This is a genomic window from Brevundimonas vesicularis (assembly GCF_027105095.1).
In the GTDB taxonomy this organism is placed as follows: Bacteria; Pseudomonadota; Alphaproteobacteria; order Caulobacterales; family Caulobacteraceae; genus Brevundimonas; species Brevundimonas vesicularis_E.
Map to the genome: position 1 here is coordinate 2,832,494 of NZ_CP114278.1, position 19,467 is coordinate 2,851,960.

The 19,467-nt window shown below is 67.1% G+C and carries 21 protein-coding genes; 6 read left to right on the forward strand and 15 right to left on the reverse strand.

The genetic code is table 11. The features are described 5' to 3' along the window. Positions 1 to 19: 19 nt before the first annotated feature. From ilvC to O2K97_RS14080, 3 genes are all read right to left on the reverse strand, one after another. On the reverse strand, positions 20 to 1,033 hold the full coding sequence (ilvC, locus tag O2K97_RS14070; protein WP_269219742.1) for a ketol-acid reductoisomerase: 1,014 nt from the start codon (positions 1,031 to 1,033) through the stop codon (positions 20 to 22). 3 nt (positions 1,034 to 1,036) lie between these two features. Next, complete coding sequence (locus O2K97_RS14075) at positions 1,037 to 2,776, reverse strand: dihydroxy-acid dehydratase (protein ID WP_269219743.1); 1,740 nt, start codon at positions 2,774 to 2,776, stop codon at positions 1,037 to 1,039. 91 nt (positions 2,777 to 2,867) lie between these two features. Beyond that, positions 2,868 to 3,020 carry a hypothetical protein gene (locus O2K97_RS14080; RefSeq protein WP_242078115.1) on the reverse strand — a complete coding sequence of 51 codons (153 nt, stop codon included), beginning with the start codon at positions 3,018 to 3,020 and terminating at the stop codon, positions 2,868 to 2,870. Between the two features lie 258 nt (positions 3,021 to 3,278). On the opposite strand from O2K97_RS14080, the gene gap reads away from it, so the two are divergent. The 3 genes from gap (at position 3,279) to fba (ending at position 6,878) form a co-directional block, all read left to right on the forward strand. Continuing rightward, positions 3,279 to 4,286 (forward strand): type I glyceraldehyde-3-phosphate dehydrogenase, encoded by a 1,008-nt coding sequence (gap, locus tag O2K97_RS14085; RefSeq protein ID WP_269219744.1) that lies wholly within the window; start codon positions 3,279 to 3,281, stop codon positions 4,284 to 4,286. Between the two features lie 165 nt (positions 4,287 to 4,451). Further along, positions 4,452 to 5,648, forward strand: a complete 1,197-nt coding sequence (locus O2K97_RS14090) for a phosphoglycerate kinase (protein WP_269219745.1) — start codon at positions 4,452 to 4,454, stop codon at positions 5,646 to 5,648. Between the two features lie 144 nt (positions 5,649 to 5,792). Next, positions 5,793 to 6,878 carry a class II fructose-bisphosphate aldolase gene (gene fba / locus O2K97_RS14095; RefSeq protein WP_055803694.1) on the forward strand — a complete coding sequence of 362 codons (1,086 nt, stop codon included), beginning with the start codon at positions 5,793 to 5,795 and terminating at the stop codon, positions 6,876 to 6,878. A 9-nt stretch (positions 6,879 to 6,887) separates the two neighbouring features. Here the strand turns inward: fba and O2K97_RS14100 are convergent, their stop codons facing one another. Then, positions 6,888 to 7,457: a DUF2799 domain-containing protein gene (locus O2K97_RS14100; RefSeq protein WP_269219746.1), complete on the reverse strand. Its 570-nt coding sequence runs from the start codon at positions 7,455 to 7,457 to the stop codon at positions 6,888 to 6,890. Between the two features lie 148 nt (positions 7,458 to 7,605). On the opposite strand from O2K97_RS14100, the gene O2K97_RS14105 reads away from it, so the two are divergent. Further along, positions 7,606 to 8,625, forward strand: coding sequence for an RluA family pseudouridine synthase (locus O2K97_RS14105; protein ID WP_269219747.1), 1,020 nt, complete (start codon positions 7,606 to 7,608; stop codon positions 8,623 to 8,625). Positions 8,626 to 8,855: 230 nt separating this feature from the next. Then, entirely contained in the window at positions 8,856 to 9,743 is an 888-nt protein-coding gene (gene rpoH, locus O2K97_RS14110) for an RNA polymerase sigma factor RpoH (RefSeq protein ID WP_026108409.1), read from the forward strand. Between the two features lie 47 nt (positions 9,744 to 9,790). On the opposite strand, the gene O2K97_RS14115 is transcribed toward rpoH, so the two are convergent. From O2K97_RS14115 to O2K97_RS14155, 9 genes are all read right to left on the reverse strand, one after another. After that, on the reverse strand, positions 9,791 to 10,603 hold the full coding sequence (locus tag O2K97_RS14115) for a response regulator (protein ID WP_112861436.1): 813 nt from the start codon (positions 10,601 to 10,603) through the stop codon (positions 9,791 to 9,793). A 106-nt stretch (positions 10,604 to 10,709) separates the two neighbouring features. Then, positions 10,710 to 12,005, reverse strand: a complete 1,296-nt coding sequence (locus tag O2K97_RS14120) for an adenylosuccinate synthase (RefSeq protein WP_269219748.1) — start codon at positions 12,003 to 12,005, stop codon at positions 10,710 to 10,712. A gap of 227 nt (positions 12,006 to 12,232) precedes the next feature. Beyond that, entirely contained in the window at positions 12,233 to 13,396 is a 1,164-nt protein-coding gene (locus O2K97_RS14125; RefSeq protein WP_269219749.1) for a phosphoserine transaminase, read from the reverse strand. 46 nt (positions 13,397 to 13,442) lie between these two features. After that, positions 13,443 to 14,369 carry a DnaJ C-terminal domain-containing protein gene (locus tag O2K97_RS14130; protein ID WP_269219750.1) on the reverse strand — a complete coding sequence of 309 codons (927 nt, stop codon included), beginning with the start codon at positions 14,367 to 14,369 and terminating at the stop codon, positions 13,443 to 13,445. 90 nt (positions 14,370 to 14,459) lie between these two features. Further along, entirely contained in the window at positions 14,460 to 14,801 is a 342-nt protein-coding gene (locus O2K97_RS14135) for a hypothetical protein (RefSeq protein ID WP_269219751.1), read from the reverse strand. Further along, positions 14,768 to 15,490 (reverse strand): acyltransferase family protein, encoded by a 723-nt coding sequence (locus O2K97_RS14140; protein WP_269219752.1) that lies wholly within the window; start codon positions 15,488 to 15,490, stop codon positions 14,768 to 14,770. The genes O2K97_RS14135 and O2K97_RS14140 overlap by 34 nt, the downstream gene beginning before the upstream one ends. A gap of 38 nt (positions 15,491 to 15,528) precedes the next feature. Beyond that, a complete protein-coding gene (locus tag O2K97_RS14145; RefSeq protein ID WP_269219753.1) occupies positions 15,529 to 16,656 on the reverse strand; it encodes an SGNH/GDSL hydrolase family protein in 1,128 nt (375 codons plus the stop codon). After that, positions 16,656 to 17,285: a spike base protein, RCAP_Rcc01079 family gene (locus O2K97_RS14150; RefSeq protein ID WP_269219754.1), complete on the reverse strand. Its 630-nt coding sequence runs from the start codon at positions 17,283 to 17,285 to the stop codon at positions 16,656 to 16,658. Before O2K97_RS14150 ends, O2K97_RS14145 begins: the two co-directional genes overlap by 1 nt. 116 nt (positions 17,286 to 17,401) lie before the next feature. Then, positions 17,402 to 17,863, reverse strand: a complete 462-nt coding sequence (locus O2K97_RS14155; RefSeq protein ID WP_269219755.1) for a YcgN family cysteine cluster protein — start codon at positions 17,861 to 17,863, stop codon at positions 17,402 to 17,404. Positions 17,864 to 18,004: 141 nt separating this feature from the next. Between O2K97_RS14155 and O2K97_RS14160 the strand changes: the two genes are divergently transcribed. Continuing rightward, complete coding sequence (locus tag O2K97_RS14160; RefSeq protein ID WP_269219756.1) at positions 18,005 to 18,319, forward strand: endonuclease domain-containing protein; 315 nt, start codon at positions 18,005 to 18,007, stop codon at positions 18,317 to 18,319. Positions 18,320 to 18,465: 146 nt separating this feature from the next. On the opposite strand, the gene O2K97_RS14165 is transcribed toward O2K97_RS14160, so the two are convergent. Both O2K97_RS14165 and O2K97_RS14170 read right to left on the reverse strand, forming a co-directional pair. Next, positions 18,466 to 18,804: a DMT family transporter gene (locus O2K97_RS14165; protein WP_269219757.1), complete on the reverse strand. Its 339-nt coding sequence runs from the start codon at positions 18,802 to 18,804 to the stop codon at positions 18,466 to 18,468. Beyond that, the gene (locus O2K97_RS14170) at positions 18,801 to 19,379 is read right to left on the reverse strand and encodes a TetR/AcrR family transcriptional regulator (RefSeq protein WP_137721040.1); all 579 of its coding nucleotides are present in this window, start codon (positions 19,377 to 19,379) and stop codon (positions 18,801 to 18,803) included. The genes O2K97_RS14165 and O2K97_RS14170 overlap by 4 nt, the downstream gene beginning before the upstream one ends. Positions 19,380 to 19,467 lie beyond the last annotated feature (88 nt).

Below are 19,467 nucleotides of genomic sequence, written 5' to 3' on the forward strand. Positions count from 1 at the left end.
CCGGTCGTTCAGGCGGCGATCAGGCCGCTTCAGCCTTGGGCGTGTTCAGCCAGGCCATGCGTTCGCGCAGACGCGCGCCGACCTGTTCGATCTGGCTCTCGCGGTCCGCCTTCAGCCAAGCCTCGTACTGCGGCTTGCCGGCCTCGTTCTCGGCGATCCAGTTGCGCGCAAAGGTGCCGTCCTGGATCTCGTCCAGAATGGTCTTCATGCGGGCCTTGGTCTCTTCGGTCACGACGCGCGGGCCGCTGGCGACCGCGCCGTATTTGGCGGTTTCCGAGATGAAGTGGTGCATCTTCGAGATGCCGCCTTCGTAGAACAGGTCCACGATCAGCTTCAGCTCATGCAGGCATTCGAAATAGGCGATCTCGGGCTGGTAACCGGCCTCGACCAGGGTGTTGAAGCCCTGCATGACCAGCTCCTTGGCGCCGCCGCACAGGACGGCCTGTTCGCCGAACAGGTCCGTCTCGGTCTCTTCGCGGAAGGTGGTCTCCAGCAGGCCGCCGGTCGCGCCGCCGTTGCCCTTGGCGTAACCCATGGCCCGGTCGCGGGCCTTGCCAGTGACGTCCTTCTCGACGGCGAACAGGCTGGGCACGCCGCGACCGCGCTGAAACTCGCGACGGACCAGATCGCCCGGTCCCTTCGGCGCGACCAGGATCACGTCCATGTCCTCGCGCGGGGTGATGCGCTCGTAGATGATTGAAAAGCCATGGGCGAACAGCAGGGCCGAGCCCTCCTTGGCGTTCGGCTCGATGATGTCGCGATAGACGTCGCCCTGAACCATGTCGGGGGTCAGGATGGCGATGATGTCGGCGCCCTTGACGGCCTCGGCCGGCTCAGCGGTCGGCACGCCGTCGGCGGTGGCGTGTTTCCAGCCCGTGCCGCCGTGACGGACGCCGGCGACCACGTCATGGCCGCTGTCCTTCAGGTTCTGGGCATGGGCGCGACCCTGCGAGCCGTAGCCGATGATGGCGATGCGCTGGCCCGCGATGGCGCCCGGCTTGATGTCTTCGTTGGTGTAGATGGTGATGGCCATGGGTCAGGCGTCCTGAGCAGCGTTGGTTTTGTGGCTTGCCGGGACTTGGGCCGGCGGCGGGTTGGGGATGGTGACGGCGCCCTGGGCCGCCGAGGCGACCGAGGCGCGGTATTTGGCGAAGACACCTCGCGCCGGGCGGACCACGTGGGGCGTAAAGCCCGCCCGGCGCGTCGCCAGATCGACATTGACGTCGATCCGGCGGTTGGTGACGTCGATGGTGATGCGGTCACCATCGCGAATTAAAGCGATCGGGCCGCCCACGGCGGCTTCCGGCGAGACGTGTCCGGCGACGAAGCCGTAGCTGGCGCCCGAGAACCGGCCGTCGGTCAGAAGGGCGACATTGTCGATCTTGCGCCCCTTCAGGGCGGCTGTGACCTGCAGCATTTCGCGCATGCCCGGACCGCCCTTGGGCCCTTCGTAGCGGATGATGATCACGTCGCCCTCGCCGACCGATCCATCCTGAACGGCGTGGAAGGCGTCCTCTTCCGAGTCGAAGACGCAGGCCGGGCCTTCGAACGTATCGACCTTATGACCCGTCAGCTTGATGACCGCGCCTTCCGGGGCGACGTCGCCATAGATGACGGCGAAGCTGCCGCGATCCATCACGGGGGCGTCAAACGTCGTCACCACCACTTGGCCCGGCGTTTCCTCGGCCTCGGCGGCCTCGGCGAACAGGCTGCGGCCGCTGACGGTGGGGGTGTTCACGATCTTGCCCGCCTCGGCCATCCGCTGGGTGACCAGACGCGTGCCGCCGGCGGCGAACAGGTGCGAGGCCAGGAAGCGGCCGCCCGGCTTCAGATCGCAGATGACGGGGGCCTCGACGCAGGCCTGGTGGCAGTCCTCGACGCCGAATTCGACGCCGGCCTCCGCCGCGATGGCCGTCAGGTGCATGACCGCATTGGTCGACCCGCCCGAGGCCGAGACCGCGACGGCGGCGTTCTTCAGGCTGGCGCGGGTGATGTATTTGCGCGCCGTGTCGCCCGAGAAGACGCGTTCGACGATCAGCCGACCGCAGCGCTCGCCCTCGGCGGCCTTATTCGGATCGACGGCGGGCACGTCGTTGGCCCCCATGGGGCTGATGCCCATGACTGACAAGGCCATCGCCATCGTATTCGCCGTGAATTGGCCGCCGCAGGCCCCGGCGCCGGGGCAGACGGCCTGTTCGACCGCCTTCAGCCCTTCGTCGTCCAGGGCGCCGGCCGAATGGGCGCCGATGGCTTCGAACACCTCCTGGACCGAGACCTCTTTCGTCCCGATCACGCCAGGCATGATGGTGCCGCCGTAATAGACTAGGCCGGGGATATCCATCCGGGCCAAAGCCATGGCGGCCGCCGGGATCGTCTTGTCGCAGCCGACGATGCAGACCACGCCGTCCAGCTGGTGGCCCTCGATGGCCAGCTCGATCGAGTCGGCAACGACCTCGCGGCTGATCAACGAGGCCTTCATGCCCGCCGTGCCCATCGAGATGCCGTCGGTGACGACGATGGTGTTGAAATCGACCGGATAGCCGCCTGCCGCGACAATGCCGGCGCGCACGTCCTTGGCAAGACGGTCCAGGTGCATGTTGCACGGCGTGACCGTCGACCAGGTGTTGACGATGCCGATCATCGGCTTGTCGAAGTCGGCGTCCTGCATGCCGGCGGCGCGCAGATACGACCGCGCGGCGGCCCGGTTCGGGCCAGCCGTCACCGCCGCGCTGCGCGCGTTGGGCTTTCTGGGCTGAGAGGTAGAATTTTGCGTCATCGATCCGGTTCGTTTCGAACCGCCGCGCACTAAAAACCCCGCTCCCTTTCGGAGGCGGGGTGGTGCGAGGCGATCCTGAGTGTGTCTAGGGTCAGGTCGCGTGCATCCACGCCGCTTGCGTAAGCAGGCCAAGAAGTACGAGGGTAATGAGGAATACGGGGCTTTCCAGGCCGACCGGCGCGCGAACGGCTGCGGCCGCCTTGGCGGTGCGTCCCTTCGTCATGTCGCGCGTCATCGTGGCCACCGGTGGCTCCCTGTTCTGACGCCAAGAAACCATACCGCCCGGACAGGCACAAGCCCTGTCGCAAAAATTTTGCTCAATGGGCGTCTCAGCGCCCTTCAAAGGGTGTTTCTTGCCACAACACTGGACGGAGAGCTCTGGAAGCGTAACTGTTCATCACATCATGTTACAAGCCCAGGGTTGCAAGCCGCGCCCGACCGCTCCATTGAGACGCCCACCTATATAAGCGTCACACCTATCCGTTCAGAGGAGCCTTCCACCATGACCGTCCGCGTCGCCATCAACGGCTTCGGCCGCATCGGCCGTCTCGTCCTTCGCTCGATCATCGAGCATGGCCGCACGGACATCGAGGTGGTGGCGATCAACGACTTGGGTCCGGTCGAGACCAACGCCCACCTGTTCCGCTACGATTCGGTCCACGGCCGCTTCCCCGGCACTGTAACCTCGGGCGAGGATTGGATCGACGTCGGCACCGGCAAGATCAAGGTCACGGCCGAGCGTGATCCCGCCAATCTGCCGCACGCCGAGCTGAAGGTGGACATCGCCTTCGAATGCACCGGCATCTTCACCTCCAAGGACAAGGCCAGCGCCCACCTGAAGGCCGGCGCCAAGCGTGTCCTGGTTTCGGCGCCCGCCGACAACGCCGACAAGACCATCGTCTACAAGGTCAACCACGAGACCCTGACCGCCGACGACATCGTCGTGTCGAACGGCTCGTGCACCACCAACGCCCTGGCCCCCGTCGCCAAGGTGCTGAACGACCTGTTCGGCATCGAGCGCGGCTATATGACCACCATCCACTCCTACACCGGCGACCAGCCGACGCTGGATACGATGCATAAGGACCTGTACCGCGCCCGCGCCGCGGCCCTGTCCATGATCCCGACCTCGACCGGCGCCGCCAAGGCCTTGGGCCTTGTCCTGCCGGAACTGAAGGGCAAGCTGGACGGCTCTTCGATCCGCGTCCCGACGCCTAACGTCTCGGTCGTCGATCTGAAGGTCGTCGCCGGTCGCGAGGTCACGGTCGAAGAGATCAACGCGGCGCTTCAGGCGGCCGCCAACGGTCCGATGAAGGGCGTGTTGTTCACGACGACCGACCCGCTGGTCTCGCACGACCTGAACCACATCGCCGCCTCCTCCACCGCCGCCCTGCCCCAGACCCAGGTCGTCGACGGCAAGCTGGCCCGCGTGCTGAGCTGGTACGACAACGAATGGGGCTTCGCGACGCGCATGAGCGACACCGCCCTGCAGATGGCGAAGTTCCTGTAAGATCGCAAAAGTCTCCTCCCCACACCGTGGGGAGGGGGACCACGAAGTGGTGGAGGGGCTCTTTCCACCGCACCGAACTCGGGGCCAAAGCCCCTCCGTCACGGCGCAAGCGCGCCGCGCCACCTCCGTATCGCTTTGCGACAGGGAGGAGACAGGGAAACGATCATGACCTTCCGCACCCTTGACGACGCCAAGGATCTCGCCGGCAAGACGGCTCTGGTCCGCGTGGACTTCAACGTCCCGATGGAGGGCGGCAAGGTCACCGACGACACCCGTTTGCGCGTCGCCCTGCCCACGATCCAGCGCCTGCGCGACGCGGGCGCCAAGGTCGCTCTTCTGGCCCACTTCGACCGCCCCAAGGGTCAGCGCGTTCCGTCGATGAGCCTGAAACCCGTCGTCCAGCCGCTGGAAGAACTGCTCGGCGCCCCCGTCCGCTTCGCCGACGACTGCATCGGCCCCGACGCCGTGGACGCCATCCGCGATCTGGACGCCGGCGGCGTGGTCCTGTTGGAGAACGTGCGGTTTCACGCGGCGGAAGAGGCCAATGATCCGGTCTTCGCCCAGAAGCTGGCGGACCTCGGCGACCTCTACGTCAACGACGCCTTCTCGGCCGCCCACCGCGCCCACGCCTCGACCGAAGGCGTCGCCCACTACATCCCGGCCTATGCCGGCGAATCCATGCGGCGCGAACTCGATGCGCTCGAGGCGGCGCTCGGCAATCCGCAGAAGCCCGTGGTCGGCATCGTCGGCGGCTCCAAGGTCTCGACCAAGCTGGACCTACTGAAGAACCTGGTCGGCAAGCTGGACACGCTGGCCATCGGCGGCGGCATGGCCAACACCTTCCTTTATGCGCAAGGGATCGATATCGGCGGCTCGCTGGCCGAAAAGGATATGGCGGACACGGCGCGCGAGATCTTGGCGGAAGCCGAAGCCAAGGGCTGCCACATCCTGCTGCCCGTCGATGTCGTGGTGGCGACCGAGGTCAAGCCCGGCGCCGACGCCCGCACCGTCAAGACAGGCGAAGCCCTAGCGACTGAAGACAAGATCCTGGACGCAGGCCCCGACACCGTCGCCCGCCTGAACGCCGCGATCGACGGCTCCAAGACCCTAATCTGGAACGGCCCGTTGGGCGTGTTCGAGGTGCCGCCCTTCGACGCCGCCACGGTGGCCGCAGCCAAGCACGTCGCCGAGCGGACCAAGGCCGGCGCCCTGATCGCGGTGGCGGGCGGCGGCGACACGGTGGCGGCCGTCGGTCATGCCGGCGTCAGCGCAGACCTGACCTTCGTGTCCACCGCCGGCGGCGCCTTCCTGGAATGGATGGAGGGCAAGCCCCTGCCCGGCGTCGAGGCCCTGCGCGCCTGAAGGCTCAGCGATGCAGGCGGATCACGCCTGCATCCTGTCTTCGAAATCGGCGCTGAAACGGCTGTAACACGGCGTGACTTCGCGCTGTCCCGTGTCTAATCTCTCGCCCAACCAAAAAGACTATTCGGCTCAGGAGACTACCCAATGGCGCGCATCACGCTGCGACAGCTGCTCGACCACGCGGCAGAGAACGATTACGGCCTGCCCGCTTACAACATCAACAATATGGAACAGGGTCTGGCGATCATGGAGGCGGCCCATGAGGTCAACGCCCCCGTCATCATCCAGGCTTCGCGCGGCGCCCGGAACTACGCCAACGACATCGTTCTGGCCAAGCTGATCGACGCCCTGGCCGAGCTCTATCCGCATATCCCGGTCTGCATGCACCAGGACCATGGCAACGGCCCGGCGACCTGCGCCACCGCCATCCAGTACGGCTTCACCAGCGTGATGATGGACGGCTCGCTGGAGGAAGACGCCAAGACCCCTGCCAGCTATGAATACAACGTCGACGTCACCCGTCGCGTCACCGAAATGGCCCACGCCTGCGGCGTTTCGGTCGAGGGTGAACTGGGCGTGCTGGGTTCGCTGGAGACCGGAATGGGCGAGGCCGAAGACGGCCACGGCTTCGAGGGCAAGCTGGACCACTCGCAGCTATTGACCGACCCGGATCAGGCCGTCGACTTCGTCGCCGCCACCAAGGTCGACGCCCTCGCCATCGCCATGGGCACCAGCCACGGCGCCTACAAGTTCACACGTCAGCCGGATGGCGAAGTCCTGGCCATGAACGTGATCGAGGAAATCCACCGCCGCCTGCCCAATACCCATCTGGTGATGCACGGCTCGTCGTCGGTGCCGCAGGATCTGCAGGACATCATCAACCAGTACGGCGGCGAAATGCCCCAGACCTGGGGTGTTCCGGTCGAGGAAATCCAGCGCGGCATCAAGCACGGCGTGCGCAAGGTCAACATCGACACCGACAACCGCATGGCCATCACCGGCGCCATCCGTAAGGCCCTGATGGAGAAGCCGGGCGAGTTCGACCCGCGCTACTATCTGAAGCCCGCCAAGGAGGCGATGAAGAAGCTCTGCATGGAGCGCTACCAGCAGTTCGGCTGCGAGGGTCAGGCCTCCAAGATCCGCCCGCTTTCCACCGCCCAGATGGCCAAGCGCTACGCCTCGGGCGACCTGGATCCGTCCTTCCGCGGCGCATCGGTCAAGGCCGCCTAGGACCGAGGTTTAGACCGGGTAGCGGCCGCTCAGTTCGCGCCGCAACCGTCGAACGTCCCATTCCGCCTGATCCAGCGCGTCGCGTGCCTCTCGGGCATTGCGACGCGCATCCCGGATCTCGCCTCTGACCTCTTGAATGCGGTCACGAATGCGCTCCCGCTCTTCGTCCGTCAGGCCTTCGCCGCGCAGTTCACGCTCCTTGGCCTCCAGCTTGTCTTCGCGGTTCTCGATCCGGGCCTCGGCACTGTTCAGCGCGTCCTGCGCCGTGTCGTACGCATCCTCGACCTCATGCAGCATTCGGCCGTCACGATAGGCCGGTAGAAACGCCTGCTCCTCCTCCGGCCGACAAACGCCGTAATAGGCATTGCCCGCCCGCCCCTCCTCCCAGCCGCGCCGGAAGGTGCAATAGGTCCGCAAGCCATCCTCACGCGCCGAGCCATAGGCGGCCGGATTGGGTGCGATCTGAAACTTGGCGCAGGCCTTTGTATGGTCGTCCAGTCGCGTCATCGGATAGCCCGACGACCCGTCCACATAGCCCTTCTCGCCCCAGGCGCCGGCGAGGCATTCGTCCTTGCTCATGGTCGTGCAACTGCTCAGCAGCGCCGCCGCGGCGAACGCCCCCCGACGATCATCAACCGCTTCATCGGATGTCCCCAACGCCCCCAAGCTTGACTATCGCCTCACCCGCGCCCCTCGCGCAAGCGGCCGGCCGTGCTAGGGAGACGACGTGTCCGCCCAAGATCTGATCGACGAAGACGAAGACCCCGCGACCGGCGTCCCCGCCGAGGTGCTGGAGGCCCGCATCGACGCGGCCGGCGTTCGCCTGGACAAGGCCTTGGCCGGCGCCTTCCCCGCCCTGTCACGCGCCCGGCTTCAGGCCCTGCTGGCCGAGGGCGCCGTCAGTCGCGATGGTGCAGTCTTGACCGGCGGTTCCGCCAAGGCCCAACCTGGCCTCTATGCCGTCGCCCTGCCGCCCGTCGCGCCGGCTAAGCCTCAGCCCCAGGCCATTCCCCTGTCCGTTCTCTACGAGGACGCCGACTTGATCGTGATCGACAAGCCGGCGGGCATGGCTGCCCACCCCGCGCCCGGCACGCCCGACGGCACCCTGGTCAATGCGCTGCTAGCCCATTGCGGCGACAGTCTGTCGGGCATCGGCGGCGTCGCCCGTCCCGGCATCGTCCACCGGCTGGACAAGGACACCTCCGGCGTCATGGTCGCCGCCAAGACCGACCGCGCCCACGCCGGCCTCTCCGCCCTGTTCGCTGCGCACGACATCGAGCGCACCTACATCGCCTTGACACGCGGCGCGCCGTCGCCCGCGACCGGCCGCATCCACACCCGCATCGGCCGCTCCACCGGCGACCGCAAGAAGATGGCGGTCCTCAAGGCCGGCGGTCGCGAGGCCATCACCGACTATGTCGTTCAGGCGACCTTCGGCGAACCGGCCAAAGCCGGTGGCGCGCCTATGGCCGCCCGCGTCGCCTGCACCCTTCACACCGGCCGCACCCATCAGATTCGCGTCCATCTGTCGTCCAAAGGCGCGCCCATCCTCGGCGACGCGACCTATGGCTCAGGCAGCCCCGCCATTCCCGTCCGCGCCGCCATCGCCGAAGCGAGCCTTGTGCGTCAGGCCCTCCACGCCGCCGTTTTGGGCTTTGTCCATCCTGTCACGGGCGAGGCGCTTCGCTTCGAGACCGCGCCGCCGTCCGACATGCAACGTCTCGAAACGCGCCTCGCCGAACTCTGAACAGCCGCCCGTTCGAGCGGGTCTTGAATAGAAACTGACGAAGTTCTATATAGGATGTCGATCGGCGCGAGTGGCGCCAGGGCCACGGTCACGCTTTCGTGTGACGATCCGCCTCTAAAAATGGCGGCAACCCATCGCTACTTCACCGGTTGAGGGGTGAGACGTCGGCGCACACACCGTGGCCGATGACGAAGAGCCCGCTCGTTCAAGACGGTCGGAGGGACCTGTATATGGCTGCCAATAGTACGCTCGCGGTGATGTCGCCTGAACAAGGCCTGTCGCGTTATCTGACGGAAATCCGCAAATTTCCGATGCTGACCAAGGACGAAGAGTTCATGCTCGCCAAGCGTTGGTCTGAGCACCAGGACCCCGAAGCCGCCCACCGTCTCGTCACCTCGCACCTTCGTCTCGTGGCCAAGATCGCCATGGGGTATCGCGGCTACGGCCTGCCGATCGGCGAAGTGATTTCCGAGGGCAACGTCGGCTTGATGCAGGCCGTCAAGAAGTTCGACGCCGACAAGGGTTTCCGCTTGGCGACCTACGCCATGTGGTGGATTCGCGCCTCGATCCAGGAATACATCCTGCGCAGCTGGTCGCTCGTGAAGATGGGCACCACCGCGGCGCAGAAGAAGCTGTTCTTCAACCTGCGCAAGGCCAAGAGCCAGATCTCGGCCTTTGAGGAAGGCGATCTGCATCCTGAACACCTCGCCGCCATCGCCACTAAACTGGGCGTGACGGAGGAAGAGGTCACCAACATGAACCGCCGTCTCGGCGGCGACGCCTCGCTGAACGCCCCTCTGCGCGCCGACGGCGAAAGCGAATGGCAGGACTGGCTGGCCGACGACACGGCCGTGTCTCAGGAAACCCAGCTCGCCGACGACGAGGAAAAGGGCATCCGCATGAGCCTCCTCCAGGAGGCCATGGAAGAGCTGACCGACCGTGAGAAGCACATCCTGACGGAACGTCGCCTCAAGGATGATCCAGTGACTTTGGAAGAGCTCGCCGGCCAATATGGCGTCTCGCGCGAACGCGTGCGCCAGATCGAGGTCCGCGCCTTCGAGAAGCTGCAAAAGGCCATGCGCGCCGCCGCCGAAGAGCGGAACCTGGTCGACGCTTGAGCAACCTGGTTCGCTGCGCCTTCAACGGCGCGGCGGACCGTCGATTGTCACGACGCGCGCGCCACCGGCGCCGCATCGTTGGCGGCTTTCGCAGCCGCCACTACCGTGCCGATGGGCTGGGCCAGTCCCGCCTTCGTCACCTGACCGCTGGCCACATAGGCCTGCAGGGTCGCGACAGCCATCGCCAGTCGCGCGTCCGCCGTCTTGATGGCCAGACCGTTCAGCGTCTCGGCCTGTTGGCGAATGGCGCGCGTCGCTTGCGACGGGTCCTGTTCGAACTGAGACAGGGCCGAAACCAGAATTCGCGACGCCTGATCGCGGATTTCGGCGGGGCCGCCTCCGCCCGCGCCATCGCTGCGGCGCTTGCGAGCGCCCGAATATTCGCCCGAGTTGAACCGACGACGATCCGGCCCAACATAGCCGACGGCCTCGATCCAAGGCCGGGGCTTCAGCGTCACGTTCTCGACCCGTTTGAACAGGTCGCCGGTCGTGAACGGCTTTCTCAGAAACTCGTGGATACCGGCGTCGCGCGCGCCCTTGATGGCGGCGGCGGTCGCCTCGCTCGTCACCATGATGATCGGCGACATGCGGCACGACATGCCGGAACGTCGAATACGCCGCGCAAGGGTTTCGCCGTTCAGCGTGTCTCCGGACCGTTCTGTGAAGATCACGCCCGGCTCGACGTCGCGCAGCAGCTCAAGCGCGCGTTCCTCGTCGCTCTCCGAATAGATTTCGCGCGCGCCCATGCCCTTCATGATGTCCGATAGCAGCCGCGCCGACGACGGATTGGGGTCCACGATGACCACCCGACGGAGCGCGGGCTCCATGCGGCTCATGGTTCTGGCGTTTGCGGCGAACACATCAGACTCCGAAGTAGGAGCCGTTATCCTTACCGCTCACGGGTTAAGACCTGTTGAATAGGTCTTTCTGCGTAGTCCGCCGCCTCACGCCGTGCCCGAGAAGGCTCTAGCCTTGGAACGGATCGCGCATAAGAATGGTGTCGTCGCGCTCGGGGCTGGTCGACAGCAGGGCCACCGGGGCGCCGATAAGCTCCTCGATCCGGCGAACATATTTGATGGCGTTGGCGGTGATGTCCTTGAAGCTGCGGACGCCGGCGGTGCTTTCGCTCCAGCCTTCCAGCTCCTCGAACACCGGCTCGGCCGCGCCCTGGGCCTTCAGGCTTGAGGGCAGATAGTCCAGCACCTCGCCATCGACCCTGTAGCCGACGCAGATCTTCAGCGTCTTCAATCCGTCCAGCACGTCCAGCTTGGTCAGGGCGATGCCGTCAATGCCGTTGATCGCCACGGACTGGCGCACCAATACGGCGTCAAACCAGCCGCAGCGACGCGCGCGGCCGGTGTTCACCCCGACCTCACGGCCCACGGTCGCCAGATGCTCGCCGACCTCGTCGTTCAGTTCACAGGCGAACGGGCCTTCGCCGACGCGCGTCGTATAAGCCTTCACGATGCCCAGCACATAACCGACGCCGCGCGGTCCGATGCCCGAACCCGCCGCCGCCTGTCCCGCCACCGTGTTGGAGCTGGTGACATATGGATAGGTGCCGTGATCCACGTCCAGGAAGGCGCCCTGCGCCCCTTCGAACAGGACGCGCTTGCCGTTCTTCTGCGCCTGATCCAGCACGCGCCAGGCCGGCTTCACATAGGGCAGGATCTTCGGCGCAATCTCCAGCAACTGCGCCAACAGCGCGTCGGGATCGATCGGCTCCAGCCCCAGACCAGCGCGCAGCGGATCGTGGTGCGAGCGCAGCCGGTCGATCTTGACCTTCAGATCGTCTTCATTGGCCAGATCGCAGACCCGAATGGCGCGACGCCCCACCTTGTCTTCATAGGCCGGCCCGATGCCTCGCCCGGTCGTGCCGATCTTGGCGCCCGGCGCGCTTGCCGCCGCCTCGCGCGCCACATCCAGCGCCGGGTGGATGGGCAGGATCAGGCAGGCGTTGTCCGCAATGGTCAGGATTTCAGGGCTGATCGTCACGCCCTGGGCGGCGATCTTCTCGATCTCGCCGACCAGATGCCACGGATCGACGACCACGCCGTTGCCGATGATCGACGGCTTGCCCTGCACGACGCCGCTGGGCAGCAGCGCCAGCTTGTAGACCTTGCCGTCCACGACCAGCGTATGGCCGGCGTTGTGACCGCCTTGGAACCGCACGACCATGTCGGCGCGGTTGGACAGCCAGTCCACGATCTTGCCCTTGCCCTCGTCGCCCCACTGAGCGCCGACCACCGCTACGTTCGCCAAAACCGTCTCTCCGCACTGGAATGCGGGCGCAGCCTATAGCGAGGGAATCGTCCGATGTCTCCGTAAGATCCTCCCCCGTTTACGGGGGAGGGGGACCACGAAGTGGTGGAGGGGGCGAACGCCGCTCCGACAAAGGGCCAAGTCGCACGAATCTGGCCGACGAGGCCCGCGAGCTATCCGCCCCCTCCACCACGCTTCGCGCGGTCCCCCTCCCCCGTTCCGCTTTGCTACTCGGGGGAGGATTGAAAAGCTTCCTCGAACGCCCATTCCAGCCAGGGCGTCGCCGCGATCACATCTGCGGTCTCGACCGTGCAGCCGCACCATAGTCGAAGACCAGGCGGCGCATTGCGATGCGGCTCCATATCGAACACGGCCGCCTCGCCTTCCAGCAGGGCCTTGAACCGCATGACGAAGGCCTTCTGCGCCTTGTCGTCCAGCGCCGCGATCCGCGCATCGGTGAACTTCAGGCAGACCGAGGGCGTCGACCGGATTTCCGGCCGATCCGGCAGGAAGGCGATCCAGTCGGTCCGTTCCACCCATTGCGCCAACGCGGCGTAGTTGGCGTCGGTCCGCCGGATCAGTTCGCTCAATCCGCCGATGTCCTTGGCCCAGCCCAGGGCGTCGATCCAGTCTTCGATTGTCAGGATCGAGAAGGTATTGATCGCCACCCCGTCCGCCAGCGCCCTATCAAACCGTCCCTTGCCGTCCGTCAGCCGCAACAGCTTGGGAATCGCCCGATCCGGCCGGTAGGTATCCAGCCGCTCGACCGCGCGCGGCGACAGCACCATCACCCCGATGCCCGCCTCGCCGCCCAGCGCCTTCTGGAAGCTGAAGGTCACGACATCCAGCTTGTCGAACGGCAACGGCATGGCGAAGGCGGCGGAGGTCGCATCGCAGATCGCCAGCCCCTCGCGATCGTCGGCGATCCAGTCGGCGTCCGGTACGCGCACGCCCGAGGTCGTGCCGTTCCAAGGGAACACCACGTCCTTGGACCAGTCCGACCGGCTCAGATCCGGCAGCTCGCCCCACGGCGCCGTCAGCGCCTCGGGCTCCAGGCCCAGATGATCCTTCACGTCCGCCAGCCAGGTCAAGCCGAAGTTCTCGAACGCCACGACCTGCACGGGCCGGGCGCCCAACATCCCCCACAGCGCCGCCTCGACCGCGCCTGTGTCCGACCCCGGCGTGTAGAGCATCAGATGGCTGTCGGGCACTTCCAGCACCTCGCGCGTCAGCCGCAGGCCATGCGCGAACCGCTCCACCACCTCCGGCGCGCGGATGCCGCGTCCCAGCAGATCGGACGGCAATCCGCCCAACGCATAGCCCGGCCGCTTCGCCGTCGGCCCCGCCGAAAACCACGGCCGCGCCGGCTTCACATCAGGCTTCGTGCTCATGCTCTCTTCCTTTGGCGCTGCCGCGCTTCGCGCGGCTTGAGCGCGCTCACCGCCCCGGCGTATAGGGCCGCTTGGCCCGCCAATCCTCGGCGAACTGGGTCAGTTCAGCGTCCGGCGCATCTGGCAGCGTCACCATCACCCGCGCCAGCAGATCGCCGCGCCTGCCTTGCGCAAACGCACCGCGGCCCTTCAGCCTCAGCACCTTGCCCGAGTTCGATCCGGCCGGCAGCGTCATCTGCACCACGCCCTCGGGCGTCGGGACCCGCACCTTGGCGCCCAGCACCGCGTCGGGCACCGACACCGGCAGGTCCATCGCCAGGTCCGCCCCGTCGCGCTTGTAGATGGGGTGCGGTTCGATCCTCAGTTCGATCAGGGCGTCGCCGTTCTCGGCCCCGCGCCCCGGCGATCCCTGCCCACGCAGACGGATGGTCTGGCCTTCCGACGCCCCCTTGGGAATGGTCACGTCCAGGGTGCGTCCATCCGAGAACTGAATCCGCCGCGTCGCCCCGGCGATGGCGTCTTCCAGACTGATGTCCAGCGTCGCCTTCACGTCCTGACCGCGTGAGGTGAAGTCCCGCGCGCCGCGCTGACGCCCGGCCCCGCCGAACATCCCGAACAGGTCGTCCAGATCAACGCCTTCGAAGTTGGCGCGGCCGCCCGGCCCGCCGCCTTGTCCGAACGGATTGCCGCCCTGGCCGAACGGGCTGCCGCCGGCGCGACCGCCCCCGCCGAAGCCGCGATACTGTTCGTTGCCGTCGCCGTCGATCTGACCCGCGTCGTATTTGGCGCGCTTGTCCTTGTCGCCCAGGATGTCGAAGGCCGCCGTCACCCGTTTGAACTTGTCCTCGGTGATCTTGTCGCCGGGGTTCTTGTCGGGATGCAGCTCCTTGGCGAGCTTGCGATACGCCTTCTTGACCTCGTCCGCGCTCGCGCCCTTCGAAACGCCCAGTTCCTTGTAGGGGTCGCCTGCCACGTCCGTTGTCGCTCCAGCTGAAAAAGGTCGAGAGGCCGTCAGTTAAGCCATGCCCCGCCCCGCGCAAAGGGCTGGACCCGCCCTATTTCGTCAGAGCCGCCGGATTTCCGCCTCCACCTCTGCTTCTGAGCCCCACCCGAACCCCTCGCCATACTGGGCCACGGCGATCCGCGCCAACGCCGTCACACCGTCCGGAAAGTCCGATGCCAAGTCCGCCGCCGCATAGAACGCCGACACACCCTCCACCTCCATTGTACGCACCACGACATCTCCGTCACGCACACGCAGCCGGAACCGCATCGGATCGACGATTGTCGGTTCTCCGTCCCAGCCGTCGCCGAACAGCCGCACGCGCGGTGTCCATCGGATCGCCAGACCCTCGGCGGACGTCTCGACCGTCAGACCAGACGGCGACCACGGCCGATCATGCACGCCCGCCCCCACGAACAGGGTCTCGCTGAACCCCGCACCGCCCGGCGCCGCGCCAGCCTGTCCCGCGCGACAGACCAGCGGCAGTCCTCGCTCGCCCCGCCCGATCTCCGCGCGCGCCAGCCGATCGTCCAGAAACACCACGACCGCCCCCGCCCCGGCGCCCGCCCGCATCTCGACCTCGGTCCCCTGCTGCCCGCGCAGCCGCCCCGCCGGCCGCCCGCCATCGCCCTACCCGCTATGGCCAGGCCGAACCCGGCGTAGAACAGCATCTCGAAACACAGGGTCCACCCCGGCCCCAGCGCCGGAAACGTCATCTCCAGTCCGCTGAACGGCCAGAACAGGAACGTGGCCGCCGCCACCTGCGGGCTCAGCGTCCCGCCCCGCGCCATCCCGACCAGGATCGGCAGCGACAGCAGCCAATAGATCGGCGCCACCCGCCGCAGCCGCCGCCACAGGAAAGCCCCGGCGGCGCCCACGCCCGTCTGCCCCTGCGTCGTCGTGGCGATGATGAAGCCGCTGATGACGAAGAACACGTCCACGCCCACGGCGCCGAAGTTCTCCAGCGTCCCGCCAGCCAGCACCGTCTCCAACCCCAGCCGCGTCCCGGCCAAGTCCACGGCATGCGTGACGACCACCGCCGTCGCCGCCGCGAACCGCAGCGCCTGAACCCCGTGGAACCGCTCCCCCATCCGCCACGGTTACCACCGGGCGAGCGCGCACGACAACCTCAGATCATCACCCGCGCCCGCACCGCCTCTGCGATCCTCGCCTGGCCCGCCGCATTGGGATGAACGGAATCGAACATCAGACCGCCGGCGAAGCTGCCGCCGAACAGGGCCGTCCCATCGATGGGCGCCGCCAACCCTCGCGTCTCCACCACCTCGAACACCGCATCGCGGATCGCGGCTTGCGCGGCATAGCTCGCCTTGCCCTGGGCCGGATCCGACGGACATCCGGTCATCAGCAGCACGTCCCCCGTCGTCAGGCACCGATCCACCAACGTCCCCAGCCCGGCCTTGTAGGTCGCCACCGCCGTCCCCGCATTCCAGTCGTTGATCGTCAGGCACACGACCGACAGATCGGGCGCCGCCGCCGGGATCGACCCATAGGCCCGGTATGGCTGGTCCGTCGTGATCCAGTCCGCGATCCTGGCCCCGCCCCATCCGGCATTGATCACCCGCGCCCGCCGCACATCCGACCGCCACGCGACCCCGCCCGCGATGAACACCGCCCCGCCCGAGGCCCAGCGCACGCTCACCGGCCCGGCGGTCTCGGGAAAGGCCACGGTCGTGACCTCCATCGACGCCGCCTTGGTGGTGCTCACCGTCGCCCGCACTGCGCCGTCCGTCTCGACCGTCAGCACCCCCAGCGCCGTATTGGTCACGGCCCACAGGTCGAACCGATCCACCGGCCCGTCCGGCTGAAAACTCCACACGCCGGTCGACGACGCCGCGCCCGAGAACAGCTTGCCGCCCATCCCGGTCAGGGCGTTCGCGCTCCATCCGGCCCCCAGGGTCACGCGCGGGTCATAGGCGGAATAGCCTCCGCCGGCCCCATCCGCCGCCCCGGCGCCCGCGACCGACGCTGCCGACGCCGGCAGGCCCCGCCCGCTCATCATCGTCGCCAACCGCTCGGGCCAGGCGCTAGCCCGACCGTTGGGCGTCCAGCCGCCGGGGACCGCGCCATAGCCTTGCGTCACGCTATCGCCGATGCACAGCAGCCGCGCTTCGCGCCCGCCCGCCTGCATCGTCCTGACCGCCGCCGACCAGACGGGCAGGTCGGGCGCGGCGAACCGCGCCCTCCCCAGAACCCCGCCCGGCGCCGCCGTCGCCGCTCCGATCTCGACCCCCGACATCAGTCGAAGGCCGCCACGATCTGCGTCGCGGTCGTCCCGGTCGTCAGCACCCGGCGCACCTGCACTGGCAACCACCCTACCGGATGGTTGGCGAAGGTCACGGCGTCCCCGTCCTCGGCCCCGACCGTCAGCACACGGACATTGCCCGCCCCACCGACATACAGCGCCTTGGCGTAGGTCGTCAGATCGGCCGTATCGCTGGGCGTCACCGCCACGGCGCGCCGCGCCGGCCCGCCCGCGTCGCGCCCATGGTTCAGCAATCCGTCCCGCTGCTTTTCCTCCAGAATCCGATCAAGCCTTTCGTATTCGACGCCCAGCTTTCGTCGGAGCATTTCGTCCTCGGCGGGGTCGTAGGTTCGTCCACCCATCTCGTCCTCTTCGTTGTCGCTCAGGCACAGCAGCCGCATCGCCTCGACCGCCTTGGCCGACCGCGCGATCACCCCGATCTGGCGCGCGACCTTCTCGGCGACGGCGGCGTCCTTGACGTCCGTCTCGCAGACGCTCTTCGCCGTCTCCTCGATCTTGGCCTTCATCATCAGGAACAGGGGCTCCATCCACCCGGCGCAGGACGCAGCCGTCTCGCGCGCGCCGCCGCAGCCGCCCTCTTCGTCGTCCTGATTTCCCGTCATGCCCAAACCATAGCGGACCAGCGTCCTCAGGCCGGAAGAACGCCCACATAATTCGCCAACGGTCTGTTTTCACACGCTTTCAACCAGCGTCATTGCGCTGGCTAGGGGGTGCTACCCTATCGCTGTCGGCCCCGCTCGACCGCCCATTCCGGCGCCTCGAAGTCCAGCGCATCCTCCGGTTCGGCAAGCGACAGCTCCGAAATCGTCTGCCCCCGCACCGACACGCCGGCCGTATGCACCGTCTCGCGACTGCCCGAGATCAGATGATGCCATTTCGCCAGCGGCCGCCCCTCGTGCAGCCGGCGATAGGCGCACGACTTGGGCATCCACTCCAGCGCCTCGATATTGCCGGGCGTCAGCTTGATGCAGTCCGGCACATGCGCCTTGCGGTTCGCATAGTCCGAACAGGCGCAGACCTGCGGATCGAATAGCTTGCAGTGGACCCGGGTCGGAATGACCTCGCCCGTATCCTCGTCCTCGAACCGGATCACGCAGCACAGCCCGCACCCGTCGCACAGCCCCTCCCACTCGGAAGGCGACATCTCGGCCAAGGTCTTGGTTTCCCAGTAGGGCGCCATCAGATCCTCCCCCGCCTGCGGGGGAGGGGGACCGCGCCTTTAGCCCTCGGGCTTGACCCGAGGGGGTGGAGGGGGCGGGCGCCGCACCATGCGCGACGCATCCCCTTGCCAAAAGCACAGCTTGTGATGGTGATACGCTCCATGAGAGCGCCGGTCCTTACCCAAAAACGCGCCAGAAGTCTCCGCCGGTCGATGTCTTTGCCGGAAGTCCTGATCTGGCAGCGTATTCGAGGCAACGGCTTTCGTCGGCAGCACGGCCTCGGCCCCTTCATCCTGGATTTCTACCGCGCCAGAGACCGGCTCTGCATCGAAATCGACGGCCAGCAGCACGATCTCGCCCGCGACGCCCGCCGCGATGCCTGGCTGGCCGACAAGGATGTCCGCACGATCCGCATCCCCGCCACCGCCGTCCTGAACGACCCGGACGCCGTCGCCGAATTCATCCTGTCCCTCTAGATCCTCCCCCGTTCACGAGGGGGACCGCGCGTAGCGTGGTGGAGGGGGCAAGGACGCGCGCTGCGCCGACCGTCTGACACCCAGCCCGCTTCCGCCCCCTCCACCGCTTCGCGGTCCCCCTCCCCCGCCCGCGGGGGAGGATCGTTTCAATGCCCGACGGTCTTGGAAAACAGGTTGATCACCACGACTCCGCCAATGATCATCGCCAGCCCGACCATCGCCGGCATGTCCAGCCTCTGACGGAACACCACCGCCCCGATAACCGAGATCAGCACCACCCCCAACCCGCTCCAGATCGCATAGGCGATCCCCACCGGCATCTGCCGTAAGGCGATCGACAGCAGATAGAAGGCCAGGCCGTAGCAGACCCCCATTCCCGCCGTCGGCCAGACCCGCGTGAACTGCTGCGAGGCCTGCAGCATCGTCGTGCCCGCCACCTCCAGCGCGATGGCGCCGAGCAGCGCGGCCCAGGTCACGAGACTCATGCGTCGTTCGCCGTGATCGGATGGCCGGGTGTCAGCAGCGACAGCAGCGCCTGCCTCTGTTCCGGCGACACCGCATGGGTGCCGAACAGGTCCGACATCCACAGCCCGTCGGCGATCAGCCTCAGCATCAGGGCGTCGTCCGCCCCGACCGGATCGCTGGGATCGTCCACCTTCACCTTGTCGATCCAGCCGTTCCAGCGTTGCGCCAACGCCGGATCGATGGCGCAGGCGGCCATGATGACCCGACCGATGCTGACGTCCTGCGGCGTCACCGGCTCATTGACCGTCGCCCTCAGATAGGCCCGCGCATTCCGGCCATAGGGTTCGGGATCGCGCGCGGCCTCGGCCAGGATCGTGTCCGTATGCATCCGCCCCAGATGATCGACCATCCCTTCCAACAGCGCGATCTTGCTGGGGAAATGATGCAGCAGGGCGCCCTTGCTGACGCTCGTCCGCGCCGCCACCGCATCCAGCGTAAAGCCTGACGCCCCCAACTCGGCGGCGACCTCCAGCGCCTTTTCGATAATCTCGGCGCGGGTGTCGTCAGGCGCGCGACGGCGTGTGGTGCTATCCATCCACGCTACATACCAACCGGACGGTAACTGTCAACCGAGGCTGATCCTCCCCCGCGGGCGGGGGAGGGGGACCGCGAAGCGGTGGAGG

Excerpts from the sequence above, each read along its gene's own strand:
- ilvC (WP_269219742.1), bottom strand. The coding sequence starts at position 1,033 with ATGGCCATCACCATCTACACCAACGAAGACATCAAGCCGGGCGCCATC.
- O2K97_RS14140 (WP_269219752.1), bottom strand. The coding sequence starts at position 15,490 with ATGGGGGAGCGGTTCCACGGGGTTCAGGCGCTGCGGTTCGCGGCGGCG.
- O2K97_RS14125 (WP_269219749.1), bottom strand. The coding sequence starts at position 13,396 with ATGAGCACGAAGCCTGATGTGAAGCCGGCGCGGCCGTGGTTTTCGGCG.
- fba (WP_055803694.1), top strand. The coding sequence starts at position 5,793 with ATGGCGCGCATCACGCTGCGACAGCTGCTCGACCACGCGGCAGAGAAC.
- O2K97_RS14075 (WP_269219743.1), bottom strand. The coding sequence starts at position 2,776 with ATGACGCAAAATTCTACCTCTCAGCCCAGAAAGCCCAACGCGCGCAGC.
- O2K97_RS14100 (WP_269219746.1), bottom strand. The coding sequence starts at position 7,457 with ATGAGCAAGGACGAATGCCTCGCCGGCGCCTGGGGCGAGAAGGGCTAT.
- O2K97_RS14155 (WP_269219755.1), bottom strand. The coding sequence starts at position 17,863 with ATGGCGCCCTACTGGGAAACCAAGACCTTGGCCGAGATGTCGCCTTCC.
- O2K97_RS14165 (WP_269219757.1), bottom strand. The coding sequence starts at position 18,804 with ATGAGTCTCGTGACCTGGGCCGCGCTGCTCGGCGCCATCGCGCTGGAG.
- gap (WP_269219744.1), top strand. The coding sequence starts at position 3,279 with ATGACCGTCCGCGTCGCCATCAACGGCTTCGGCCGCATCGGCCGTCTC.
- O2K97_RS14160 (WP_269219756.1), top strand. The coding sequence starts at position 18,005 with ATGAGAGCGCCGGTCCTTACCCAAAAACGCGCCAGAAGTCTCCGCCGG.
- rpoH (WP_026108409.1), top strand. The coding sequence starts at position 8,856 with ATGGCTGCCAATAGTACGCTCGCGGTGATGTCGCCTGAACAAGGCCTG.
- O2K97_RS14170 (WP_137721040.1), bottom strand. The coding sequence starts at position 19,379 with ATGGATAGCACCACACGCCGTCGCGCGCCTGACGACACCCGCGCCGAG.
- O2K97_RS14145 (WP_269219753.1), bottom strand. The coding sequence starts at position 16,656 with ATGTCGGGGGTCGAGATCGGAGCGGCGACGGCGGCGCCGGGCGGGGTT.
- O2K97_RS14150 (WP_269219754.1), bottom strand. The coding sequence starts at position 17,285 with ATGACGGGAAATCAGGACGACGAAGAGGGCGGCTGCGGCGGCGCGCGC.
- O2K97_RS14090 (WP_269219745.1), top strand. The coding sequence starts at position 4,452 with ATGACCTTCCGCACCCTTGACGACGCCAAGGATCTCGCCGGCAAGACG.